The 19,194-nt window shown below is 51.7% G+C and carries 19 protein-coding genes, 1 other RNA gene and 1 pseudogene; 7 read left to right on the top strand and 14 right to left on the bottom strand.

What is annotated here, in order from left to right:
• The first annotated feature begins 121 nt into the window (after nucleotides 1–121).
• Entirely contained in the window at nucleotides 122–1,675 is a 1,554-nt protein-coding gene (locus tag LG384_RS05570; protein ID WP_225760591.1) for an EAL domain-containing protein, read from the top strand.
• A gap of 55 nt (nucleotides 1,676–1,730) precedes the next feature.
• Here LG384_RS05570 and LG384_RS05565 read toward each other — a convergent pair whose 3' ends face one another.
• Together LG384_RS05565 and LG384_RS05560 are read right to left on the bottom strand one after the other, a co-directional pair.
• A complete protein-coding gene (locus LG384_RS05565) occupies nucleotides 1,731–2,084 on the bottom strand; it encodes a DUF1428 domain-containing protein (RefSeq protein ID WP_045440607.1) in 354 nt (117 codons plus the stop codon).
• An 82-nt stretch (nucleotides 2,085–2,166) separates the two neighbouring features.
• Nucleotides 2,167–2,778, bottom strand: a complete 612-nt coding sequence (locus tag LG384_RS05560) for a YitT family protein (protein WP_200012197.1) — start codon at nucleotides 2,776–2,778, stop codon at nucleotides 2,167–2,169.
• A gap of 88 nt (nucleotides 2,779–2,866) precedes the next feature.
• Between LG384_RS05560 and LG384_RS05555 the strand changes: the two genes are divergently transcribed.
• Complete coding sequence (locus LG384_RS05555) at nucleotides 2,867–4,294, top strand: PLP-dependent aminotransferase family protein (RefSeq protein ID WP_200012195.1); 1,428 nt, start codon at nucleotides 2,867–2,869, stop codon at nucleotides 4,292–4,294.
• Nucleotides 4,295–4,347: 53 nt separating this feature from the next.
• On the opposite strand, the gene LG384_RS05550 is transcribed toward LG384_RS05555, so the two are convergent.
• From LG384_RS05550 to ffs, 3 genes are all read right to left on the bottom strand, one after another.
• On the bottom strand, nucleotides 4,348–4,566 hold the full coding sequence (locus LG384_RS05550) for a hypothetical protein (protein ID WP_045440600.1): 219 nt from the start codon (nucleotides 4,564–4,566) through the stop codon (nucleotides 4,348–4,350).
• Nucleotides 4,563–4,814, bottom strand: coding sequence for a hypothetical protein (locus LG384_RS05545; RefSeq protein WP_225760590.1), 252 nt, complete (start codon nucleotides 4,812–4,814; stop codon nucleotides 4,563–4,565). The genes LG384_RS05550 and LG384_RS05545 overlap by 4 nt, the downstream gene beginning before the upstream one ends.
• 198 nt (nucleotides 4,815–5,012) lie before the next feature.
• An RNA gene (gene ffs / locus LG384_RS05540) (signal recognition particle sRNA small type) lies at nucleotides 5,013–5,109 on the bottom strand.
• 84 nt (nucleotides 5,110–5,193) lie between these two features.
• On the opposite strand from ffs, the pseudogene LG384_RS05535 reads away from it, so the two are divergent.
• Nucleotides 5,194–5,583, top strand: a pseudogene (locus tag LG384_RS05535) (MGMT family protein).
• A 32-nt stretch (nucleotides 5,584–5,615) separates the two neighbouring features.
• Here the strand turns inward: LG384_RS05535 and LG384_RS05530 are convergent.
• On the bottom strand, nucleotides 5,616–6,185 hold the full coding sequence (locus LG384_RS05530; RefSeq protein WP_045440593.1) for a YbaY family lipoprotein: 570 nt from the start codon (nucleotides 6,183–6,185) through the stop codon (nucleotides 5,616–5,618).
• Nucleotides 6,186–6,397: 212 nt separating this feature from the next.
• Between LG384_RS05530 and tesB the strand changes: the two genes are divergently transcribed.
• Nucleotides 6,398–7,258: an acyl-CoA thioesterase II gene (tesB, locus tag LG384_RS05525; protein ID WP_048221941.1), complete on the top strand. Its 861-nt coding sequence runs from the start codon at nucleotides 6,398–6,400 to the stop codon at nucleotides 7,256–7,258.
• Between the two features lie 60 nt (nucleotides 7,259–7,318).
• Here the strand turns inward: tesB and amtB are convergent, their stop codons facing one another.
• The 5 genes from amtB to decR all read right to left on the bottom strand — a co-directional run bounded on the left by amtB (nucleotide 7,319) and on the right by decR (nucleotide 13,266).
• The gene (gene amtB, locus LG384_RS05520) at nucleotides 7,319–8,605 is read right to left on the bottom strand and encodes an ammonium transporter AmtB (protein ID WP_048221942.1); all 1,287 of its coding nucleotides are present in this window, start codon (nucleotides 8,603–8,605) and stop codon (nucleotides 7,319–7,321) included.
• 31 nt (nucleotides 8,606–8,636) lie between these two features.
• The gene (gene glnK / locus LG384_RS05515; RefSeq protein ID WP_002891893.1) at nucleotides 8,637–8,975 is read right to left on the bottom strand and encodes a P-II family nitrogen regulator; all 339 of its coding nucleotides are present in this window, start codon (nucleotides 8,973–8,975) and stop codon (nucleotides 8,637–8,639) included.
• A 244-nt stretch (nucleotides 8,976–9,219) separates the two neighbouring features.
• On the bottom strand, nucleotides 9,220–10,998 hold the full coding sequence (locus tag LG384_RS05510; protein WP_045440582.1) for a SmdB family multidrug efflux ABC transporter permease/ATP-binding protein: 1,779 nt from the start codon (nucleotides 10,996–10,998) through the stop codon (nucleotides 9,220–9,222).
• On the bottom strand, nucleotides 10,991–12,763 hold the full coding sequence (locus LG384_RS05505) for a SmdA family multidrug ABC transporter permease/ATP-binding protein (RefSeq protein ID WP_225760589.1): 1,773 nt from the start codon (nucleotides 12,761–12,763) through the stop codon (nucleotides 10,991–10,993). The genes LG384_RS05510 and LG384_RS05505 overlap by 8 nt, the downstream gene beginning before the upstream one ends.
• A gap of 44 nt (nucleotides 12,764–12,807) precedes the next feature.
• Nucleotides 12,808–13,266, bottom strand: coding sequence for a DNA-binding transcriptional regulator DecR (decR, locus tag LG384_RS05500; protein ID WP_045440577.1), 459 nt, complete (start codon nucleotides 13,264–13,266; stop codon nucleotides 12,808–12,810).
• 112 nt (nucleotides 13,267–13,378) lie between these two features.
• Here decR and LG384_RS05495 point away from each other — a divergent pair, with 112 nt between their 5' ends.
• The gene (locus LG384_RS05495) at nucleotides 13,379–14,434 is read left to right on the top strand and encodes a PLP-dependent cysteine synthase family protein (protein WP_225760588.1); all 1,056 of its coding nucleotides are present in this window, start codon (nucleotides 13,379–13,381) and stop codon (nucleotides 14,432–14,434) included.
• A 52-nt stretch (nucleotides 14,435–14,486) separates the two neighbouring features.
• Here the strand turns inward: LG384_RS05495 and cof are convergent, their stop codons facing one another.
• Complete coding sequence (cof, locus tag LG384_RS05490; RefSeq protein WP_045440571.1) at nucleotides 14,487–15,305, bottom strand: HMP-PP phosphatase; 819 nt, start codon at nucleotides 15,303–15,305, stop codon at nucleotides 14,487–14,489.
• Between the two features lie 270 nt (nucleotides 15,306–15,575).
• Between cof and LG384_RS05485 the strand changes: the two genes are divergently transcribed.
• Nucleotides 15,576–17,276: an SgrR family transcriptional regulator gene (locus LG384_RS05485; protein WP_225760587.1), complete on the top strand. Its 1,701-nt coding sequence runs from the start codon at nucleotides 15,576–15,578 to the stop codon at nucleotides 17,274–17,276.
• 64 nt (nucleotides 17,277–17,340) lie between these two features.
• Entirely contained in the window at nucleotides 17,341–18,036 is a 696-nt protein-coding gene (queC, locus tag LG384_RS05480) for a 7-cyano-7-deazaguanine synthase QueC (RefSeq protein WP_045440563.1), read from the top strand.
• A 99-nt stretch (nucleotides 18,037–18,135) separates the two neighbouring features.
• Here the strand turns inward: queC and fadM are convergent, their stop codons facing one another.
• Both fadM and LG384_RS05470 read right to left on the bottom strand, forming a co-directional pair.
• Nucleotides 18,136–18,534, bottom strand: a complete 399-nt coding sequence (gene fadM, locus LG384_RS05475; RefSeq protein ID WP_045440562.1) for a long-chain acyl-CoA thioesterase FadM — start codon at nucleotides 18,532–18,534, stop codon at nucleotides 18,136–18,138.
• Between the two features lie 252 nt (nucleotides 18,535–18,786).
• Nucleotides 18,787–19,161 carry a helix-hairpin-helix domain-containing protein gene (locus tag LG384_RS05470; protein WP_045440561.1) on the bottom strand — a complete coding sequence of 125 codons (375 nt, stop codon included), beginning with the start codon at nucleotides 19,159–19,161 and terminating at the stop codon, nucleotides 18,787–18,789.
• Nucleotides 19,162–19,194: the final 33 nt, after the last annotated feature.

Here is a 19,194-nt window from a genome sequence, read left to right as displayed (position 1 = left end):
CTGATTTGTACTATGGGTAATTAACAAGATGATAAATGGCCCTAAATATATGATACCCATCGAATAGGTTTTTTGGCTTTCAGATATACTTTCCATACGCTGTGTTAATAAGGACATCACTGTGACAACACGATATCTGATAGGTCTGATGACAGGTGTGCTTATTCTGTCCATCCTTGCGCCTGTTGGTTTAAGCCTGTGGCTGGCGCATCGTCAGGTCGAAACGAAATTTATTGATGAACTTGACTCCTTCACCAACAGGGTCGCTTTACGTACGGAAAGAGTCGGCGATCAGGCGAAAAAAGCATTACGCAAAATTGAAACTTTTCAGGGAGTACCTTGCGGAGAAGAACATTTGCTGGAAATGCGTCGATTGTCATACAGCTACCGTTATATTCAGGAAGTGCTGTATCTCAAGAACAACGTTCCACAATGCTCTTCCCTGGAGAAAAGGAGTCGGGCTGCCGCATTCCCACCGGCAATGAAAATCACGCGTGATGGTTACCAGGCATGGTTAACCACCCAAAACGATTTGGGCATCCAGCGTTTTATGGCGGCATTAGGCAGCGAGCATTATGTTGTGATGATCGATCCCAATTCCTTCATTGACGTCATTCCGTTTGGCTCATGGCCGATTGATGTCGCCATAATTGGCACCACGCGCAAAACGGTCGTCGCCAGTAGCGATAATCTCCCACCAGACATCTTGCATAACCTTCAAATAGAGAATGCCATTACGCACTTAGAAAAAAATGGCGTTATCTATAATGCCCGCCCCTTCCCCGAATTAGGCATCACTATCGTAAGCTGGGCATCGACACTGCCTCTGCAAAAAATATGGCACAGACAGGCGCTTATCTGGCTCCCGGCGGGGATTATTATTGGTCTGTTAACTGCCGCATTTATTCTGAGCATTTTTCGTCGCTTACAGTCCCCTCGTCACCAGCTGCAGGAAGCTATCCGTCATCGGGATATTAAAGTTTATTATCAGCCGATTATTTCGCTCAGGACCGGAAAAGTGGTCGGAGCCGAGGCGCTGGCCCGTTGGCCACAGGCTGACGGGAGTTTCCTCTCACCGGAGATTTTCGTCGGACTGGCGGAGCAAACCGGGCTGTCAAAGCAACTTACTCAGTTGATTATTGAAAGCGTATTCGACGATTTGGGTAAATGGCTACACCAGCATCCAGAACAGCATATATCCATCAATCTTGAGTCAGACAACCTGACATCAGAAACCCTCCCAACCCTGTTAAGCCAGAAGGTAAATCACTGGCAGATCAAACCTTCGCAAATCGCCCTGGAACTGACCGAACGCGCATTTGCCGATCCGAAAACCAGTGCACCGTTTATCGCCAGATACCGCCAGGCGGGGCATTCTATTTACATTGATGACTTTGGCACCGGCTACTCCAGCCTAAGTTATTTACAAGATCTGGATGTGGATATTCTGAAGATAGACAAATCGTTCGTGGATGCACTGGAATACAATAACGTGACTCCGCATATTATCGAGATAGCCAAAACGCTGAAGCTGGAAATGGTGGCGGAAGGTATTGAGACCGCAAATCAGGAAAGCTGGTTACGTGATCATGGCGTGCAGTACGGTCAGGGCTGGCTTTACAGCAAAGCTCTGGTGAAACAAGAATTTATATTGTGGGCAGAAAAGCGGCTTTAGCGTGGCGCTGATAAGCGGTTGAGATGGCTGGCGGCACGCCGCACAGCCAGTCACGTCAGTCATCCATAATGGGCGAGAATCCACCGTAGATCATGCGTTTGCCATCAAATGGCATGGACTCACCGAACTCCTTCATACGGGGATCGGACATCATCTTCTGATTCGCCGCGTCACGCACCTCTTTTGAAGGATATTCAATCCAGCTAAATACCACTTCTTCATGATCCTGCGCTTGCACTGCCATGCGAAAATCGGTCAACTTGCCGTCGGGGACATCATCCGCCCAGCACTCCACAACGCGCAATGCACCGAACTCCTTGAAAAGCGGAGCAGCTTTTGCCGCCATCGCGATATACGCCTCCTTGTTTTCAGCGGGTACGGCAACAACAAAACCATCGACATACTTCATGAGAAAAACCTCCGAAGTGTACTGCGCGGCAAGCCGATTCCGACCGCGTCAGTAGAGGTTAAGTTTAGTCGCCCACGTGGGATCATGCCGCAGGCTTATCGCGAACCCGAATACGAGATTGCGGTTGATGCCGAAACCACGGCAGGCAAAGCTGAATTAACGGACCAATAGCCAGCGCATACAATACCGTCCCTACCCCCACGGTCCCACCGAGTAGCCAGCCTGTGAGCAAAACCGACACTTCGATTGCGGTACGAATGGTTCGGACTGACCAGCCAGTACGCGCATGAATACCCGTCATCAGACCATCACGCGGCCCAGCACCAAAACCAGCGCCAATATACAGGCTGGTCGCCAGCGCATTCAGTATCACTGCGGAAACTAACAACCCGCTGCGCGTAAGAAGAGATTCAAATTGCGGAATAACCATCAGCGCCACATCTGCAGCCAGTCCGATCATAATGACATTACTCAGTGTGCCAAACCCCGGGCGCTGACGCAGTGGTATCCACAGCAGGAGCACCAGAACTCCAACGGCAATGATCACCACACCGATATTCATCTTCAGTAAATTCGCCACACCAAGGTGGAAAACGTTCCAGGGGTCGGCCCCTAAATCCGCACGCACAAACATGGCTGTCGACACACCATAAAGCGCCAGCCCTATATACAGTTGAAGTAAACGACGCAGCATACTTTTCCCCTGTCTCCGCTCAGATAACCTTCATCTTCGCTGCAATTGGCACTATGATTAATGTCCAGTTTTCAAAAAGTGGACTGCTATGTCATCTCGCCGCTACGGAAGTCAGTCTCTTCAACGCCTGCTTGGTCACTGGCAGGAAGTCCCTTCGCGGATGCCTCTCTGGCGGCAGCTGGCAGAAGCGCTGCGTCTACTTATACTCGACGGTCGGCTGGCACTGGATAGTCGATTGCCCGGCGAACGCGAACTCGCTGCCGTTTTGGAAGTGAGCCGGACAACCATCGCCAGCGCCCTGGCGCAGCTACGTGAAGAAGGGTATCTCGAAAGCCGCCACGGTAGTGGTTCAAGGGTGATCCTACCGGAACATATTCGCCTGGTCCCAACAAGGATGCACACCAGTACAGCGCTCGATCTCTCTACCGCGGCGCTCAGCGCCGGTCCGGAAATTCATCAGGCTTACCAGCAGGCGCTGTTTGCTATGCCGCAACACCTGCTGAGTTCGGGCTATCTGCCGCAGGGATTACCTTCTTTGCGTGAATCCATCGCCCAACATTATTGCGAACGCGGATTACCCACGCAGGCTGATGAGATAATGGTAGTGAATGGTGCGGTCAGCGGATTGGCGTTGATCCTGCGATTGCTCACGGGGCCAGGCGATCGCGTACTGGTTGATCATCCCACGTATCCGCTTGCCATTGCTGCGATTCAGGGTGCATCCTGCCGCCCCGTCGGTGTGTCACTGCCTGAACACGGCTGGGATACAGCCGGTCTGGTCGCCACTATCGCGCAAACTGCCCCGAGAATGGCCTACCTGATGCCAGATTTTCACAATCCAACCGGACGCTGTATGGATGCTGCAACTCGCCAGGTCGTGGCCGATATCGCCGCCAGAACACATACAACACTGGTTGTGGACGAAACCATGGTCAACCTGTGGTACGACGCACCACCGCCACCTCCGCTCGCCGCATACAATCGCGACGCCCCCATCATTCTGCTGGGTTCCGCGGGTAAGAGCTTCTGGGGAGGACTACGTCTGGGCTGGGTTCGCGCATCGTCACGTACTATTGCCGCGCTGGTACAGACCCGCGATACATTTGATCTGGGTTCACCCGTTCTTGAGCAACTCGCCACCGGCTGGCTGTTGGATAACGCAGCCACTTTTCTTCCCGACAGAAGACAGTTGCTCACGACAAGACGTGATTTGTGCCGTGCTCTGATGAGCTCGCATTTCCCAGAGTGGCGTTTTACCCACCCAGAGGGAGGATTATCTTTCTGGGTCGAATTACCTGACACGCTGGCGACATTATTTGCCACTCGTGCAGAAAATGCAGGCATTCAGCTTGGTATCGGAACGCGTTTCGGTCTGGCTGGCGCATTCGATCGCTTCTTACGCATGCCTTTCGCGCTACCGGATGACACAATGCGTTCAGCCTTTAAGACGTTACAACCAATTTGGGATGACCTGCGCTTACAGGCCAGTAGTGGAAAACTACGCAAAATAATCTAAGTAACGAGCCTAAAGGCTCGTTACTTGCCATTGCCCATTAGAGGCAGACAACATTACTGTTGGCGGGGAACCGGGAAGCCTTTCAGGGAGATAATAAAATTATCGCCGTCTTTTTTAATCTTTGCCCCGGCATCACACCAGTCAGAAGCGATACGGAAAAATTCATCACTGCCGACATTCCAGCTCAGGCGAACATGCTTCACATAACCGGAACGCAGCAATTCACAGGCTTCGCCATAATTACAGGCGCTTGAGAGCGGTTGTTGTTTCATTTTTTCTTCTTCAGTAATCTGCGCAATGCTTTGATTTCTTTAGGAGTCAGTGCATCAACCACGGATTCTTCCGTATGCTGGCTGTCAATATCATCAGCGGAGACTCCCGCCTCTTCTACTGCGGAAAATGCAATAAGCAGCAGCTTTTCCGTTGATATACTTAAATTTTCATTATTCGCTTCAGCGTAATGGCGAAGTTTTTCTTTTAGCGCTTCATCAATTTTGACGTTCAATACTGCGGTAGGCATCGTAATAAATCCTTGTGGTCAGCCAAAGCATAGCGGGTACAAGACCCATATCTTTCCGGCGAGATTGAGGCAGTAAAAACATCAAATAACATCCCTGAAACACAGTGACAGCATTTGATGACAATAAAATGACATTACGATGACAAGAAAGAGAAGATTAAGAGAAGGAGATTGCAGTAAAGCAGAATTGGGTGGGGGCCCTGCCAGCTACATCCCGGCACACACGTCATCTGCCTTGGCTGCTTCCTTCCGGACCTGACCTGGTAAACAGAGTAGTGTTGCGGGAGAACCAACAGAGCCCCCATTGAGAGCGTTGTTAACCAACGCGCAGGCGCATTATCACTGCTGCACCCTGTAATTGCAACCCATCCAGCATCGGATGCTGTTTTCTTGTGCAATGAGGCTTCACTCCCTCGCCATTCCGGATTATGCTGGAAGATTATTGCAGGAATAAATGATGGATATACAAGACTCTTTCCCCCAACGCGTCTGGCAAATCGTCGCCTCAATCCCGGAAGGATTTGTCACCACTTATGGTGATGTCGCCCGGCTCGCTGGTTCACCGCGAGCAGCGCGCCAGGTGGGAGGTGTGCTAAAGAGACTCCCGGAAGGCAGCACCCTGCCCTGGTATCGAGTTGTCAATCGCCATGGCGCAATATCCCTGACCGGTCCCGATCTACAACGACAGCGTCAGGCATTGCTGGCGGAAGGTGTGGTGGTCTCAGGTAGCGGGCAAATCGATTTGCAACGGTATCGCTGGGTGTATTAACCCTCTCCTGACGGAGAGGGTTATAAACTGCATTAATACTGCGTGGGAGCAGGAACGGCAGAAGAAGGATTCACCTGGGTCGGAGAAGTCGAAGGAACCGTAGTCGCTGCCCCGCCACCTGCCTGCACCGGTACTTCCGTATGCTGAACAGGAACCAGCGTCAGATCGGCTTTAGTTCCGCCCTGATTGATGACTGGTTGAACAGTATCGGTAATAAAGACCAGCTTATCATTCACCATGATAGCCGCACTCAGCAGGATGCGTGCATTGGGCTGAATATCTGCCGGGTTAAACGGGAGCACGAAGCTGAATGGCGCTTGCTTGCCCTCGGTTCGAACCGCTTTTTGTGACAGCACTTTTGACGGAGCATCGGCCAGTGAAGCATCCGACAACGTGACGGTCAGCACAGCATCCGGTGGCAAAGCGACTTTCTGGCGGATCCAAACTGTACCAGAAACATTCGGCTGTTGAATTTTTGACTGTGTGTCAGCAATTGACGTATTAGGGCTTGGCGCAGGTGTCTGAATATCTGCACTTTTATCAGCACAGGCCGCCAGCGCGACCGCAACCGCTAAACCACTTACCATGTGCACGAGTTTCATTAAATTCTCCTTATCATCTATGCACCAGCGAGAACTTTCCCCGCCAGAAGAGTGGTTAACAAAAACATAACGTGACTAAGTGTGGCACAAATCAGCTATTTTTGCCTGTAATAGACCTGTTATTCAGACAATTGCACCCATCGGACCACTTTCAAAATTGCGTTATACTCTGCCTACCTCGCTGCGACATCGATATCACCTGGAGAGCACGTATGAGTCTGGCACTGAAAAATTTGCTGACATTGTTGAATCTGGAAAAAATTGAAGAAGGACTCTTTCGGGGCCAAAGTGAAGACTTAGGGTTGCGTCAGGTTTTTGGGGGACAGGTCGTCGGCCAGGCGCTGTACGCCGCAAAAGAGACCGTGCCGGAAGAACGTCTGGTGCACTCTTTCCATAGCTACTTTTTACGCCCGGGAGATAGCCAAAAACCGATAATCTACGATGTAGAAGTTCTGCGCGATGGTAACAGCTTCAGCGCTCGCCGCATTGCCGCTATTCAGAACGGGAAACCCATTTTTTATATGACCGCCTCTTTTCAGGCGCCGGAAGACGGGTTTGAACATCAAAAAACCATGCCTGCCGCACCGGGCCCAGAAGAGCTGAAATCGGAAACGGAAATTGCCCGCTCTGTGGCTCATCTGCTGCCGCCGCTGTTGAAAGAAAAGTTTATCAACGACCGTCCGCTGGAGGTTCGTCCAGTAGAGTTTCATAACCCGTTAAAAGGTCATGTGGCCGAACCAACCCGTCAGGTGTGGATCCGTGCCAACGGCACGCTGCAGGACGATTTGCGCGTACATCAATACCTCCTTGGCTACGCTTCTGATCTGAATTTCCTGCCCGTTGCGCTGCAACCGTACGGCATTGGTTTCCTGGAGAAAGGTATTCAAATAGCCACTATCGACCATTCGATGTGGTTCCATCGTCCTTTCAATATCAATGAATGGTTGCTGTATAACGTGGAGAGCACTTCCGCCTCCGGAGCCAGGGGCTTTGTTCGTGGGGAGTTTTATACTCAGGACGGCGTGCTGGTAGCTTCTACCGTACAGGAAGGGGTCATGCGTAACCGTAATTAATAAATGCCGGTTTCGGCCTACAAGCATACTCTTTGTAGGCCGAAACCAGCAGTCGAGGGATCACGCGTTGTAGGCGTTTTCACCGTGGCTGTTAACATCCAGCCCTTCACGCTCCTGCTCTTCCGGTACACGCAGCCCCACGGTCATATCTGCCAGCTTATAACCGATGAACGCTACCACACCGGACCAGACGATGGTAATCGCTACACTTTCCAGTTGAACCAGTAGCTGATGCCCCATTGTAACGCCTTCAGCAAAGCCCACTCCCCCCAGCGAGCTGGCTGCAAATACCCCTGTCAGGATACAGCCTACAATGCCGCAGACACCGTGGACACCGAACACGTCACAGGGGTCATCGACACGCAGAAAACGTTTCAGCATCGTCACACCCCACAAGCCAGCCAGACCGGCAATGACTCCGATGATCAGCGCACCACCAACTCCGATATAGCCACAGGCAGGCGTCACGCCAACCAGACCTGCAATAGCACCGGAGCATGCACCTAATAAAGATGGTTTGCCACGCAATGCCCACTCACCGAAGATCCACCCCAGGATGGCAGCAGCAGTGGCAACAACGGTATTCACAAATGCCAGCGCAGCGATTTCATTTGCCGTTCCTGCAGAACCGGCATTAAAACCAAACCAGCCGATATAGAGGATAGCGGTACCGGTAAAGACCATTGGCAGGTTATGCGGTTTAAAGGCTTCTTTGCCAAACCCAACACGTTTGCCAATCAGATAAGCCCCAACTAAACCGGCAATCGCCGCGTTAATATGTACAACCGTTCCGCCAGCAAAATCCAGAGCGCCATGGGAAGCCAGCAGTCCACCGCCCCATACCATATGCGCGATAGGGATGTAGGAAAGCGTTAGCCACACCACCACAAAAATCAGTACCGCAGAGAAGCGGATTCGTTCAGCCAGTGCACCAACGATAAGCCCAACGGTAATGCAGGCGAACGAACCCTGGAAAGCAACGTGGATATACTGATAGAAACTCCCCGTAACCGCCGTCAGCGCGATGCTTTTCAGCATTACCCAGTTGAAGTTACCGAAGAAATTATTCCCCTCGCCAAAAGCCAGCGAGTAGCCATAAACAACCCATAAAATGCAGACCAGCGCGAACGTCACTGTGACCTGAGTCAGCATCGATAAGACGTTCTTACCGCGAATCAAACCGCCGTAGAACAGCGCGATGCCCGGAATGGTCATAAACAGCACCAATGCGGTGCAAATCATCATAAAGGCATTATCGGCTTTATCTGCGACTGCCGGTGCCGCCATCGCCAGCCCCGGCAGCAACGCCAGTGAAGCAATACCCGTTTTCATCGTTGCTATCTTCATTTTTTGGTTTCCTATCACTGTGTGCCAGAAGTTACAGTGCGGCTTCGTCGGCTTCGCCGGTACGAATGCGAATCACACGTTGCAGCTCGGCGACAAATATTTTGCCGTCGCCAATTTTTCCGGTGTAGGCCGCCTTACTGATGACATCAATAACTTCATCAAGCTGGTCGTCGGCAATTGCCACATCAATCTTCACCTTCGGTAAAAAATTGACGCTGTATTCGGCCCCCCGGTACAACTCGGCATGGCCCTTCTGTCGTCCAAAGCCCTTCACTTCGGTGACGGTCAGCCCCTGAATACCAATAGACGACAGTGCTTCACGGACGTCTTCCAGTTTGAACGGTTTGATTACCACGGTAACCAGCTTCATAGATCCCCTCCAGTCAGAATTCAGTAGTGGCTGCAGATACACGGGATGAATATTGCAAGGGGTGTGCCAGGAATCGAAAAAACAGAAATGGACCGTTATTTAGTGCAGAAAACAGGGGATCGAGTTGAAAGGCTGAAACGTGATGTACATCAGAAACAATAAATGGAAAGAAAAACGCACCATGACAGTGCATGATGCGTTATTTTTTTGCACCAACAGCGTTGGCTACAGCGAAGCTGGTGCATCAGGCGATAAGCGAGTCCTCTTGCGCGCTGGCCGCCAGCTCTTCACCGGCTAACTGCAGTTGATACATCTGCCAGTATCGCCCTTGCGCCGCCAGTAATTGCTGATGCGTACCGCGTTCAACGGCCTGACCACGGTGCAGCACCAGAATAGTGTCTGCATCCACAATCGTTGATAACCGGTGCGCAATCACCACCAGCGTAGTGTGTTCACGTACCGCCGCCAGCGCCTGCTGAATTGCCTGTTCCGTTCCCGAGTCAATACTGGCGGTGGCTTCATCCAGGATCAGTACCTGCGGCGTTTCAACCAGTACCCGCGCCAGCGCTAACAGCTGTTTCTGCCCGACGGACAAATTATTCCCTTGCTCACCCAGTCGGGTGTGAATGCCATCACTCAGGCCACGAGCCAGTTCCGCCAGTTGCACGGTCTCAAGTGCCTGCCAGACCCTATCTTCTGAAATATCACGCCCCAGCGTGACGTTAGCCAGAAAGGTATCTGCCATCACCACCGGATCCTGTTGCACCATCGCTACACCCTGACGCAGGACGTCATGACTCAATGAGGAGAGAGGTCGTCCGTCAAGACGGATTTCCCCTTGAGTCAGCGGGTAGTAGCCCATCAGCAGGCTGGCGAGCGTACTCTTGCCGCTTCCGGTATGTCCGACCAATGCCACAAAACTGCGCGAAGGAACAGACAGGTTGATATTTTGCAGGACCAGATTGTCATCGCGATAAGCAAATGACACATTATCAACCTCAATATTTCCACTCCTCAGAGGCTGCTCATCCTTGCCATATTGCTGGCGCGGCCCATCCATCAGTTCAAAAACACGTTCACCGGCGACAACTGCTTGTTGCAGCATCGATTGCTGAGTCGTCAGCTCGATCAGAGGTTCGTTCAGACGCCCGAGATAACTGATAAACGCATACAGAACCCCGACTTCAATTGTGCTGCCAGACGTGAAGCTGAACAGCATTAATAAGCCACAAAGGATCAGCGCAGAAAAAAGGCTAAGCAACGGTCGTAATAAAAAACCGTCCAGTCGCAGGGTCTGCATTCGCGCCATATAGTGCGAACGGCTGGCCTCGCCCATTCTTTCACCAAAGCGCGCCTGCTGGCGGAACTGCTGGATCACGCTCATACCGTTAATGACTTCGTTAAAGCCATCGTTAATGTCCGCCAGATAGGCGCGAACGCGGCGCACAATAGGTGTGCTGTAACGCTGATAGATCACCATCACCACCAGCACAGCGGGGAAAATAGCCATTGCCACCAGCGCCATACGCCATTCCAGACTGAACATTGCCACCAGCATGGCGCCAATTAAGGCGGCACTGCGCAGAACCGTCGCCACTACCGTCACGTACAGGTCGCGAATAACTTCAGTGTCGTTGGTTACGCGGGAGATAAGCTGCCCGACTGGCTGGGTGTCAAATTCGCTCAGTGGCTGGCGCAACGCGGCATCCATAACATCCGTACGTAGCTGCTGCACCACACCGACAGCGGCCTGGTTAAACAACAGCGACTGCGCGTAGTGCAAACCCGCAGCCAGCAGTTGCAGACCTATGTAAGCCGCGACCAACCCGGCGACCATCGCTAACGGCAGGTTGTTTTTCGCCACCATGTTATCGATGAAATAGCTAATCAACAGCGGACCACTGACTTCGGCCGCCGCGGCTACCCACAGCATGACCACCGCAATGGCCAGCGGTTTTCGCCACGGTGATCCATACACCAGCAGCCTTTTCAGGGTCGGCCATAATTGCCCAAAGCTACGCATTAGCCGCCTCCTCATTTATTTCCGGGGCGTCAGACAGCGCCGCTTCCAGCTGTTGATAACGGTACATATCACGATACCAGCCAGGTTGCTGCACCAAATAATCATGTTCTCCACGCTGGGTAATATGTCCATGCAGCATCACAATAATCTCGCTGGCTTCCGTCAAAGCAGACAGGCGGTGAGCGCTGATAATAACGGTTCTCCCTTCGCCCCACTGCCGCAGGTTGTGCAGGATCTGATGCTCAGTACGACCATCTACCGCCGACAGGGCATCGTCCAGAATCAGGATTTCCGCATTGAGCAGCAACGCGCGGGCGATGGAAATACGCTGTTTTTGCCCACCGGACAGCATAACGCCACGCTCACCGACTTCGGTGTCATACCCCTGGGGAAGACGTAAAATATCCTCGTGTACGCTGGCTAAGCGCGCCACATGTTCAATCTCGTCCTGCGTCGCCTGCGGGCGTCCAAGCGCAATGTTGTTGGCGACCGTATCCGAAAACAAAAATGGTGTCTGACTAACAACTGCCAGCCGACTGCGCCAGCTATCAAGCTGTAAGCGCGTTAACGGAATATCATGAAAACGCACATCGCCCTGCGTAATATCGAAGTGGCGCTGGATCAGCGCCAGAATGGTACTTTTTCCTGCACCTGTCGGACCACAGATACCCAGCATCTGCCCAGGCTTAAGCTGAAAGCTGACGTTTTCAAGAGTTGGGTGAGTCATTAACGGATAGCTGAATTCGCGGATCGCTACCGACAATTCTCCACGACCTTCCGGCACCGACTCCACGCCATCATCTACCACAGGAGCTTCGGCAAGCATGGCACGAATGCGGCTGTACGCAGCGCTACCGCGCTCGACGATGTTAAACATCCACGCCAGCGCCAGCATTGGCCAAATCATTAAACCGAGATACATCATAAAACTGGTCAACTGACCTAGCGTTAGCGATCCGTGAACCACCATCCAGCTTCCGCCGCCAATTGCCAACAGGTTCGCCATGCCAATAGCGATATAAATTGTTGGGTCGAAGCGGGCATCAATACGCGCAACGCGCATATTTTTCTTCCCGGTATCTTCGGCGTCTGCCGCAAATAAGGCCGACTGACGGTCTTCCAGGCCAAAGGCTTTAATCATGCGAATGCTGGTCAGGCTCTCCTGAGTACGATCGTTAAGGCTGGAGAATGCCGCCTGCGCCAGTTTAAAGCGGTTATGCAACCTATCGCCGTAACGTTTAATCATCAGTGCCATCACCGGCATCGGCAATAAGGCGATTAGCGTAAGCTGCCAGCTAATTTGCGTCGACATCACGATCAATACCGCACATCCCATCACCAGTGAGTCCACCAACGTCAGTACACCTTCCCCGGCAGCAAACACCACCCGGTCGACATCGTTAGTGGCGCGCGCCATCAGATCACCCGTGCGATGGCGCAGATAAAACTCAGGATGCTGGCGGCTAAGCTGGCGGTAATAATCTTCTCGCAGCTCGACAGCAAGTTGATAGGAAGCACCAAACAGCAGTACGCGCCAGACATAGCGCAGCAAATAGACCACCACAGCGATCAGAGCAATCGTGCCGATCCACAAGAGCACTTGTTCAGTCGTGAACTGCTGAGTGCTGACGCCATCCACAATAATACCCACAACTTTTGGTGGAATAAGCTGAAGGATAGCGATGATGATAAGCAAGGCCACTGCCCCGAGGTAGCGACGCCACTCCCGACGAAAGTACCAGCTTAATTGAGCAAATAATCGCACGCGTTATGTCCTGACTTGATTTTCGGCAATGACCGCCGGAAGAATTATTCAATAGGTAGAGCAGTAGTATATTTAATCTGTTCCATGGCAAAGCTTGAGGTAACGTCCGATAGCCCCGGTACGCTGTTCACCAGGCGCTTGTAGAAATCGTCATAACGTTTCATATCGGCGACCTGAACCCGCATCAGGTAGTCGTACTCCCCCGCCATACGCCAGAAACCCAGTACCTCCGGCATGCCGGTGACTTCAGTGACAAAGCGGCAATACCATTCACTGCTGTGATGCTGGGTCTTAATCAACACAAATGCGGTTAAACCCAGCCCCAGTTTTTCCGGATCCAGTAGCGCGACTTTACCGAGGAGTACGCCGTCATCCTCCAGCCTCTTGAGTCGCTTCCAGCAGGGAGTGGTGGTCAGATTAACGGCATCCGCCAATGCCTGCAAAGAAAGGGTGCAGTCCTGTTGCAGTAAGCCGAGCAGCTTACGGTCAATTTTGTCTAACATATCCACTCCACAGAGAAGAATTTTCTCCTTACATTCTATTTTAAAGGCTAAATGGCAACAATTTTTTCCGTGCTTTTCGCTAATCTAGGCACAAAATGACAAATGGATATTAATGATGAATAGATCCTGGGTTAAAAACGCCATTAATGAAATCAATGCGGATTATCAGCGCTCCGCAGATACGCATCTCATTCGCCTGTCACTCCCGGCGTTTCCAGGTATTCAGCTCTACCTGAAAGATGAGAGTACGCATCCAACTGGTAGCCTGAAGCATCGACTGGCGCGTTCATTGTTCCTGTACGGATTGTGTAATGGCTGGATCAAAGAAGGCACCACCATTATTGAATCGTCTTCGGGGTCAACGGCGGTTTCAGAAGCCTATTTCGCCCGGCTGTTAGGACTGCCGTTTATTGCCGTTATGCCTTCCTGTACGGCAAAACGTAAAATTGAACAGATTGAGTTTTACGGCGGCCGTTGTCATTTTGTGGAAAGCGCCTGCGAAATTTATGCTGCGTCCGAGCAACTGGCACGTGAACTAAACGGTCATTACATGGATCAATTCACCTACGCCGAACGCGCTACCGACTGGCGTGGCAATAACAACATTGCCGACAACATCTTCCGCCAGATGGAATGTGAACCCAACCCCGTTCCCAGACATATCGTGATGAGCGCCGGAACCGGTGGTACATCAGCAACGATAGGCCGCTATATTCGCTGCCAGGGTTATGACACTCATCTGATGGTAGTTGACCCGGAAAACTCTGTCTTTCTGCCATACTGGCAGGATCGTGATGCCACGTTACGCAGCCCTGTGGGAAGTAAAATTGAGGGTATCGGTCGCCCGCGCGTAGAACCGTCTTTCATTCCCGATGTCGTCGATGAAATGCTGCGCGTACCGGATGCAGCCAGCGTTGCCACTGCACATTGGCTGGAAACACAGTTGGGCCGAAAAGTCGGTGCCTCAACAGGAACCAATATGTGGGGAACGTTACAACTTGCCGCCCGCATGCGCGATGCAGGAGAAACTGGCTCGTTGGTGACGCTTCTGTGCGACAGCGGCGAACGCTATCTTGAGACTTACTACAACCCGCAATGGGTCAGTGTGCATATCGGTGATTTAGCGCCATGGAAAGCGGAAATATCCCGGTTACTGAATATCAACTAAAGCAGATAAAAAAAAGCCAGACCTAAAGGTCTGGCTTGCTGGAAGGGATCTCTCATTCGGGGGAATAAGGTAGATGCGGATTATCCAGCCAATGCGTCAAAAAGTGAGATACAGCCTGATTGCGGCAATGCCCAATCACCGATAAATGAGGAAGTTCAGCAATCAATTGCGGCATGGCGTTCCCCATAATCAGCCCGCGCCCGACGCTGCCCAACATTTCACGATCGTTCATGGCGTCACCAAATGCCATGCACTCTGCCATTGAAAAACCTAAATGATCACTCAACACCGCCAGCGCGGAGCCTTTATTGCAGCCCAGCGGCAGAACCTCCAGACAATCTACGGCGGAAAAACAGAGATTTGCCTGCTCGCCCAGCACCTCATTTAATTGAATACGCAGGCGGATGAGATCGTCATGATCGCCGCAGAAACAGATCTTCGTTACCTGATGGGCCGGAATTCGTTTCACATCAACTATCTGATAGCGAAATCCACTGTATACATGCGCTTTCAGGATCGACGGGATCTCTTGTCCGGTAAACCAGCCGTTATCGTTGAAGACATGCATGCTGGCCTGCGTATCCCACACATGATGCAGGAGAATATCAGCCACAGCGGGGTTCAGATCCTGACGGTGAAGTACATCGCCTTCCAGCGAATGAATGCGCGTCCCGTTGCCCGTTATCAAAAAGGCATCCAGCGAGATCGTACCTAAAATATGGCGCATCTCCAGGACATGGCGACCGGTGGCAAACGTCAGAGTGATATCGCGTTCACGCAGGCGTGCCAACGTTGAGAGCGTTTCATCACCTAAATGGTGATTCGGCATCAAAAGGGTGCCATCCATATCAAACGCAGCCAGACGAGCCATTTCTTTCTCCACACTGTGACGCAGTTAACTTGTGGTTCAGTATCACCTGAGATATACGGAAGTAATAGTGAATAGATAAAACAAATTGTTCCGGGTTTCTTTACACAACATCATTCGAGAAGCATCGAGGCGGCAAGTGAAGGAATTCCCAGGAACATATATTCCAGTATGTGACAGGGGCGGAGCAGATTTGAACTCTACCTGTAGCGGCCCCTTAAGGGGCGGGTAATGTGCAGCCAACAAAGAGGCAGCTTGAATGATGAAGTATAAATGCGACTTTTAAATCGCCTGAACCAGTACCAACGCCTCTGGCAGCCGTCGAGCGGAGAACCCCAGTCGGTCACCGTTGGCGAACTGGCTGAGCGATGTTTTTGCAGCGAGCGCCATGCAAGAACGTTACTGAAACAGGCGCAGGATGCCGGGTGGCTGATATGGGAAGCACAGCCCGGCCGCGGAAAACGGGGCCTGTTGCGCTTTTTGGTAACACCCGACTCACTGCGCAACACGATGATGGAACAGGCACTACAAAAGGGAGAACAACTCAGCGTACTGGAACTGGCCCAGCTGGCTCCCGGAGAGTTAAGAACTCTGCTGCAACCGTTTATGGGGGGGCAGTGGCAAAACGATACGCCGACATTGCGTATCCCCTATTACCGCCAGCTTGATCCGCTACATCCAGGCTTTCTCCCCGGTCGTGCTGAACAACACCTCGCCGGGCAGATATTCTCTGGCTTGACCCGCTTTGATAGTTATACCCAACGCCCCTGTGGAGATTTAGCTCATCACTGGGATATCTCCGCCGACGGCCTGCGCTGGGATTTCTATATTCGCTCCACGCTGTACTGGCATAATGGTGATGCGGTAAATACTGCACAGCTACATCAGCGCCTGTTAATGCTGCTCGAACTTCCTGCGCTCAATAAATTGTTTATCAGCATTAAACGCATTGAAGTAACGCATCCTCAATGTCTGACCTTTATTCTCCATCGTCCTGATTTCTGGCTGGCGCACCGTCTGGCAAGCTACAGCAGCCACCTTGCCCATCCTGAACAGCCACTCGTCGGCACCGGTCCGTTCCGGCTGACGCTGTTTACACCCGATCTGGTACGCATAGAGAGCCATGAGCACTATCATCTAAACCATCCGTTACTGAAAGCTATTGAATACTGGATCACCCCGCAACTTTTCGCCCAGGACCTGGGTACCAGCTGTCGTCATCCGGTGCAAATTGCGATTGGTAAACCTGACGAGCTTGCCATGCTAAGTCAGGTTAGCAGCGGGATCAGCCTCGGATTTTGCTATTTGACGCTGCGGAAAAGTTCTCGTCTGAACACGCTCCAGGCTCGCCGGTTGGTCAATATCATTCATCGTTCTTCCCTGTTACAAACTCTTGATGTGGATGAAAATCTCATTACCCCAAGCAATGCGCTGTTGCCAGGGTGGACCATCCCACAATGGGATAACCAGGACGAAGTACCACTGCCGGAAAAACTGACATTGGCCTATCACCTTCCGGTTGAACTGCACGCCATGGCCGAACAGCTTCGCCAGGCGCTGGCAATACTGGGCTGCGAATTAACGCTGATTTTTCATAATGCGAAGAACTGGGATGGCGACCATCCTCTGGCCCAGGCTGACCTGATGATGGGTGACAGGCTAATTGGCGAGGCGCCAGAATATACCCTCGAACAGTGGTTGCGCTGCGATCAGCTATGGCCGCATGTTTTGGACGCTCCAGCGTTCTCCCATCTGCAAGCGACGCTGGATGCACTGCAAATTCAGGCTGATGAGGGCCATCGACACGCGGCTTTACAACAGGTTTTTGCCAGCCTTATGAATGACGCCACGCTAACGCCGCTGTTCAATTATCACTATCGCATTAGCGCTCCACCAGGCGTAAATGGCGTACGCCTGAACCCACGAGGCTGGTTTGAGTTCGCCGAAGCCTGGCTCCCACCCCCTTCAGTGTGAAGAAGCTGGTCGGCGCCACGCCCAGGCGCTACCATAGGATTTTTGTTATTTGTCAGGAAAAGCCATGAAACGTGCCGTTGTAGTATTTAGTGGAGGTCAGGACTCCACCACTTGTCTGGCGCAAGCGCTGCATCAGTATGATGAAGTGCACTGCGTGACCTTTGATTATGGTCAGCGCCATCGCGCTGAGATTGATGTCGCACGTGACCTGGCCTTAAAACTTGGTGCCCGTGCACACAAAGTCCTTGATGTCACGCTGCTCAGCGAACTGGCTGTCAGTAGTCTGACCCGGGATAATATTCCGGTTCCGGATTATGAACCGGATGCTGACGGCATCCCCAATACCTTTGTGCCAGGGCGCAATATTCTGTTTTTAACGCTGGCGGCTATTTATGCTTACCAGGTGAAAGCGGAGGCTGTCATTACCGGCGTCTGCGAAACCGATTTCTCCGGTTATCCGGATTGTCGCGATGAATTTGTCAAAGCGCTGAACCATGCCGTTAGTCTGGGGATGGCAAAAGACATCCGCTTTGAAACCCCGCTGATGTGGATTGATAAAGCTGAAACCTGGGCGCTGGCCGATTACTGGGGCAAGCTGGATCTGGTGCGTAATGAGACACTGACCTGCTACAACGGAATTAAGGGCGACGGTTGTGGTCATTGTGCCGCCTGTAATCTGCGCGCTAACGGTCTGAACCATTATCTGGCGGATAAATCCGAGATTATGGCTGCAATGAAGCGCAAGACCGGGTTAAAGTAATTTTTGAATTGAGCCGGATTGCGGCATAACCGCCTAATCCGGCTTACAAATAATGAACTTCTGGGCCTGATAAGAAAAACGCCATCAGGCAACCGACAATTACTGCACCATCTGCTCCAGCTTTTCTCGCAACTCTCCTTCCAGCGGTAGCGCTTTCTGAGTTTTCAAATCAATGCAGACAAAAGTAATTAACGCATCGGCTACGACCTGCCCTTCCGGCTCCAGAGTGATTGTCTGGTTTAAAACTCCACTTTTTCCGTTTAACTGTTGTACCTGGCTGGTTATGGTCAGCAGATCGCTCAGCACAGCAGGACGCCGGTAGTTAATATTGATGTTAACCACCACAAAAGCGATGTTGTGTGCGGTCATCCACTGAAAGCTGTCACTGTTTTCAAGACCGTCCCAGCGGGCTTCTTCCAGAAACTCAAGATAACGGGCATTGTTGACGTGCTGATAGACATCGAGATGATAACCACGGACTTTAATCTGTGTTTGCATAGCGCGGGAACCCTAATTTTTTTATAAGAACATACTCTAAGGATTTCGAGTTGCAGGACAAAACACGCTGTGTTTTGAACAGCGCTTGCGCTGGCCCCTAAGAGGGAGGTCGCAGACCGAGTAACGCAGCAAGCGTATAATTCGGGCAAGTGAGCGTAACCAACGCATCTACAGCTTGAAAGGCGACGAGTATAGAGGTCATAACTGGTATGACCTCTATAGTCTGGCAAATTTTTGCCACTGCGCAAGTTATTAAAGTGTTAAAAATGCCAGATTACGTTCCACCAGTGAACTTCCCATTCCCGGCACCTGCTTTAAATCATCGACGGTTTTAAACGGTCCGTACTCCTCCCGATAACTGACTATCGCCTGCGCCTTCTTCAATCCCACACCATTCATAACCCGCGCTAAATCCTCCGCAGAGGCTGTATTGATACTTACCCTGGTGCCTTCATCATCGCTGGATTTTGCCGGTGCAGTTGCTTTTCCATGCGCCGCACCAGAGGTATCTGCTTTGGTCTGGGTCATCTGACTGTTTGCGACAGGTTCCGCCGCCAGCGCACTTTGTGTCATACCCACACAAGTCAACGAAAGGGTAATAAGCAGTGCTTTGATTCCATGTTTCATACTGTTTGCTCCTTGTTTGTTAACAGTAGAGTC

Source organism: Citrobacter sp. Marseille-Q3906, from assembly GCF_916618775.1.
Lineage (GTDB): Bacteria > Pseudomonadota > Gammaproteobacteria > Enterobacterales > Enterobacteriaceae > Citrobacter > Citrobacter murliniae.
The sequence above is the reverse complement of the archived record's forward strand: the minus strand, read 5'-3'. Positions and strand labels throughout refer to the sequence as shown.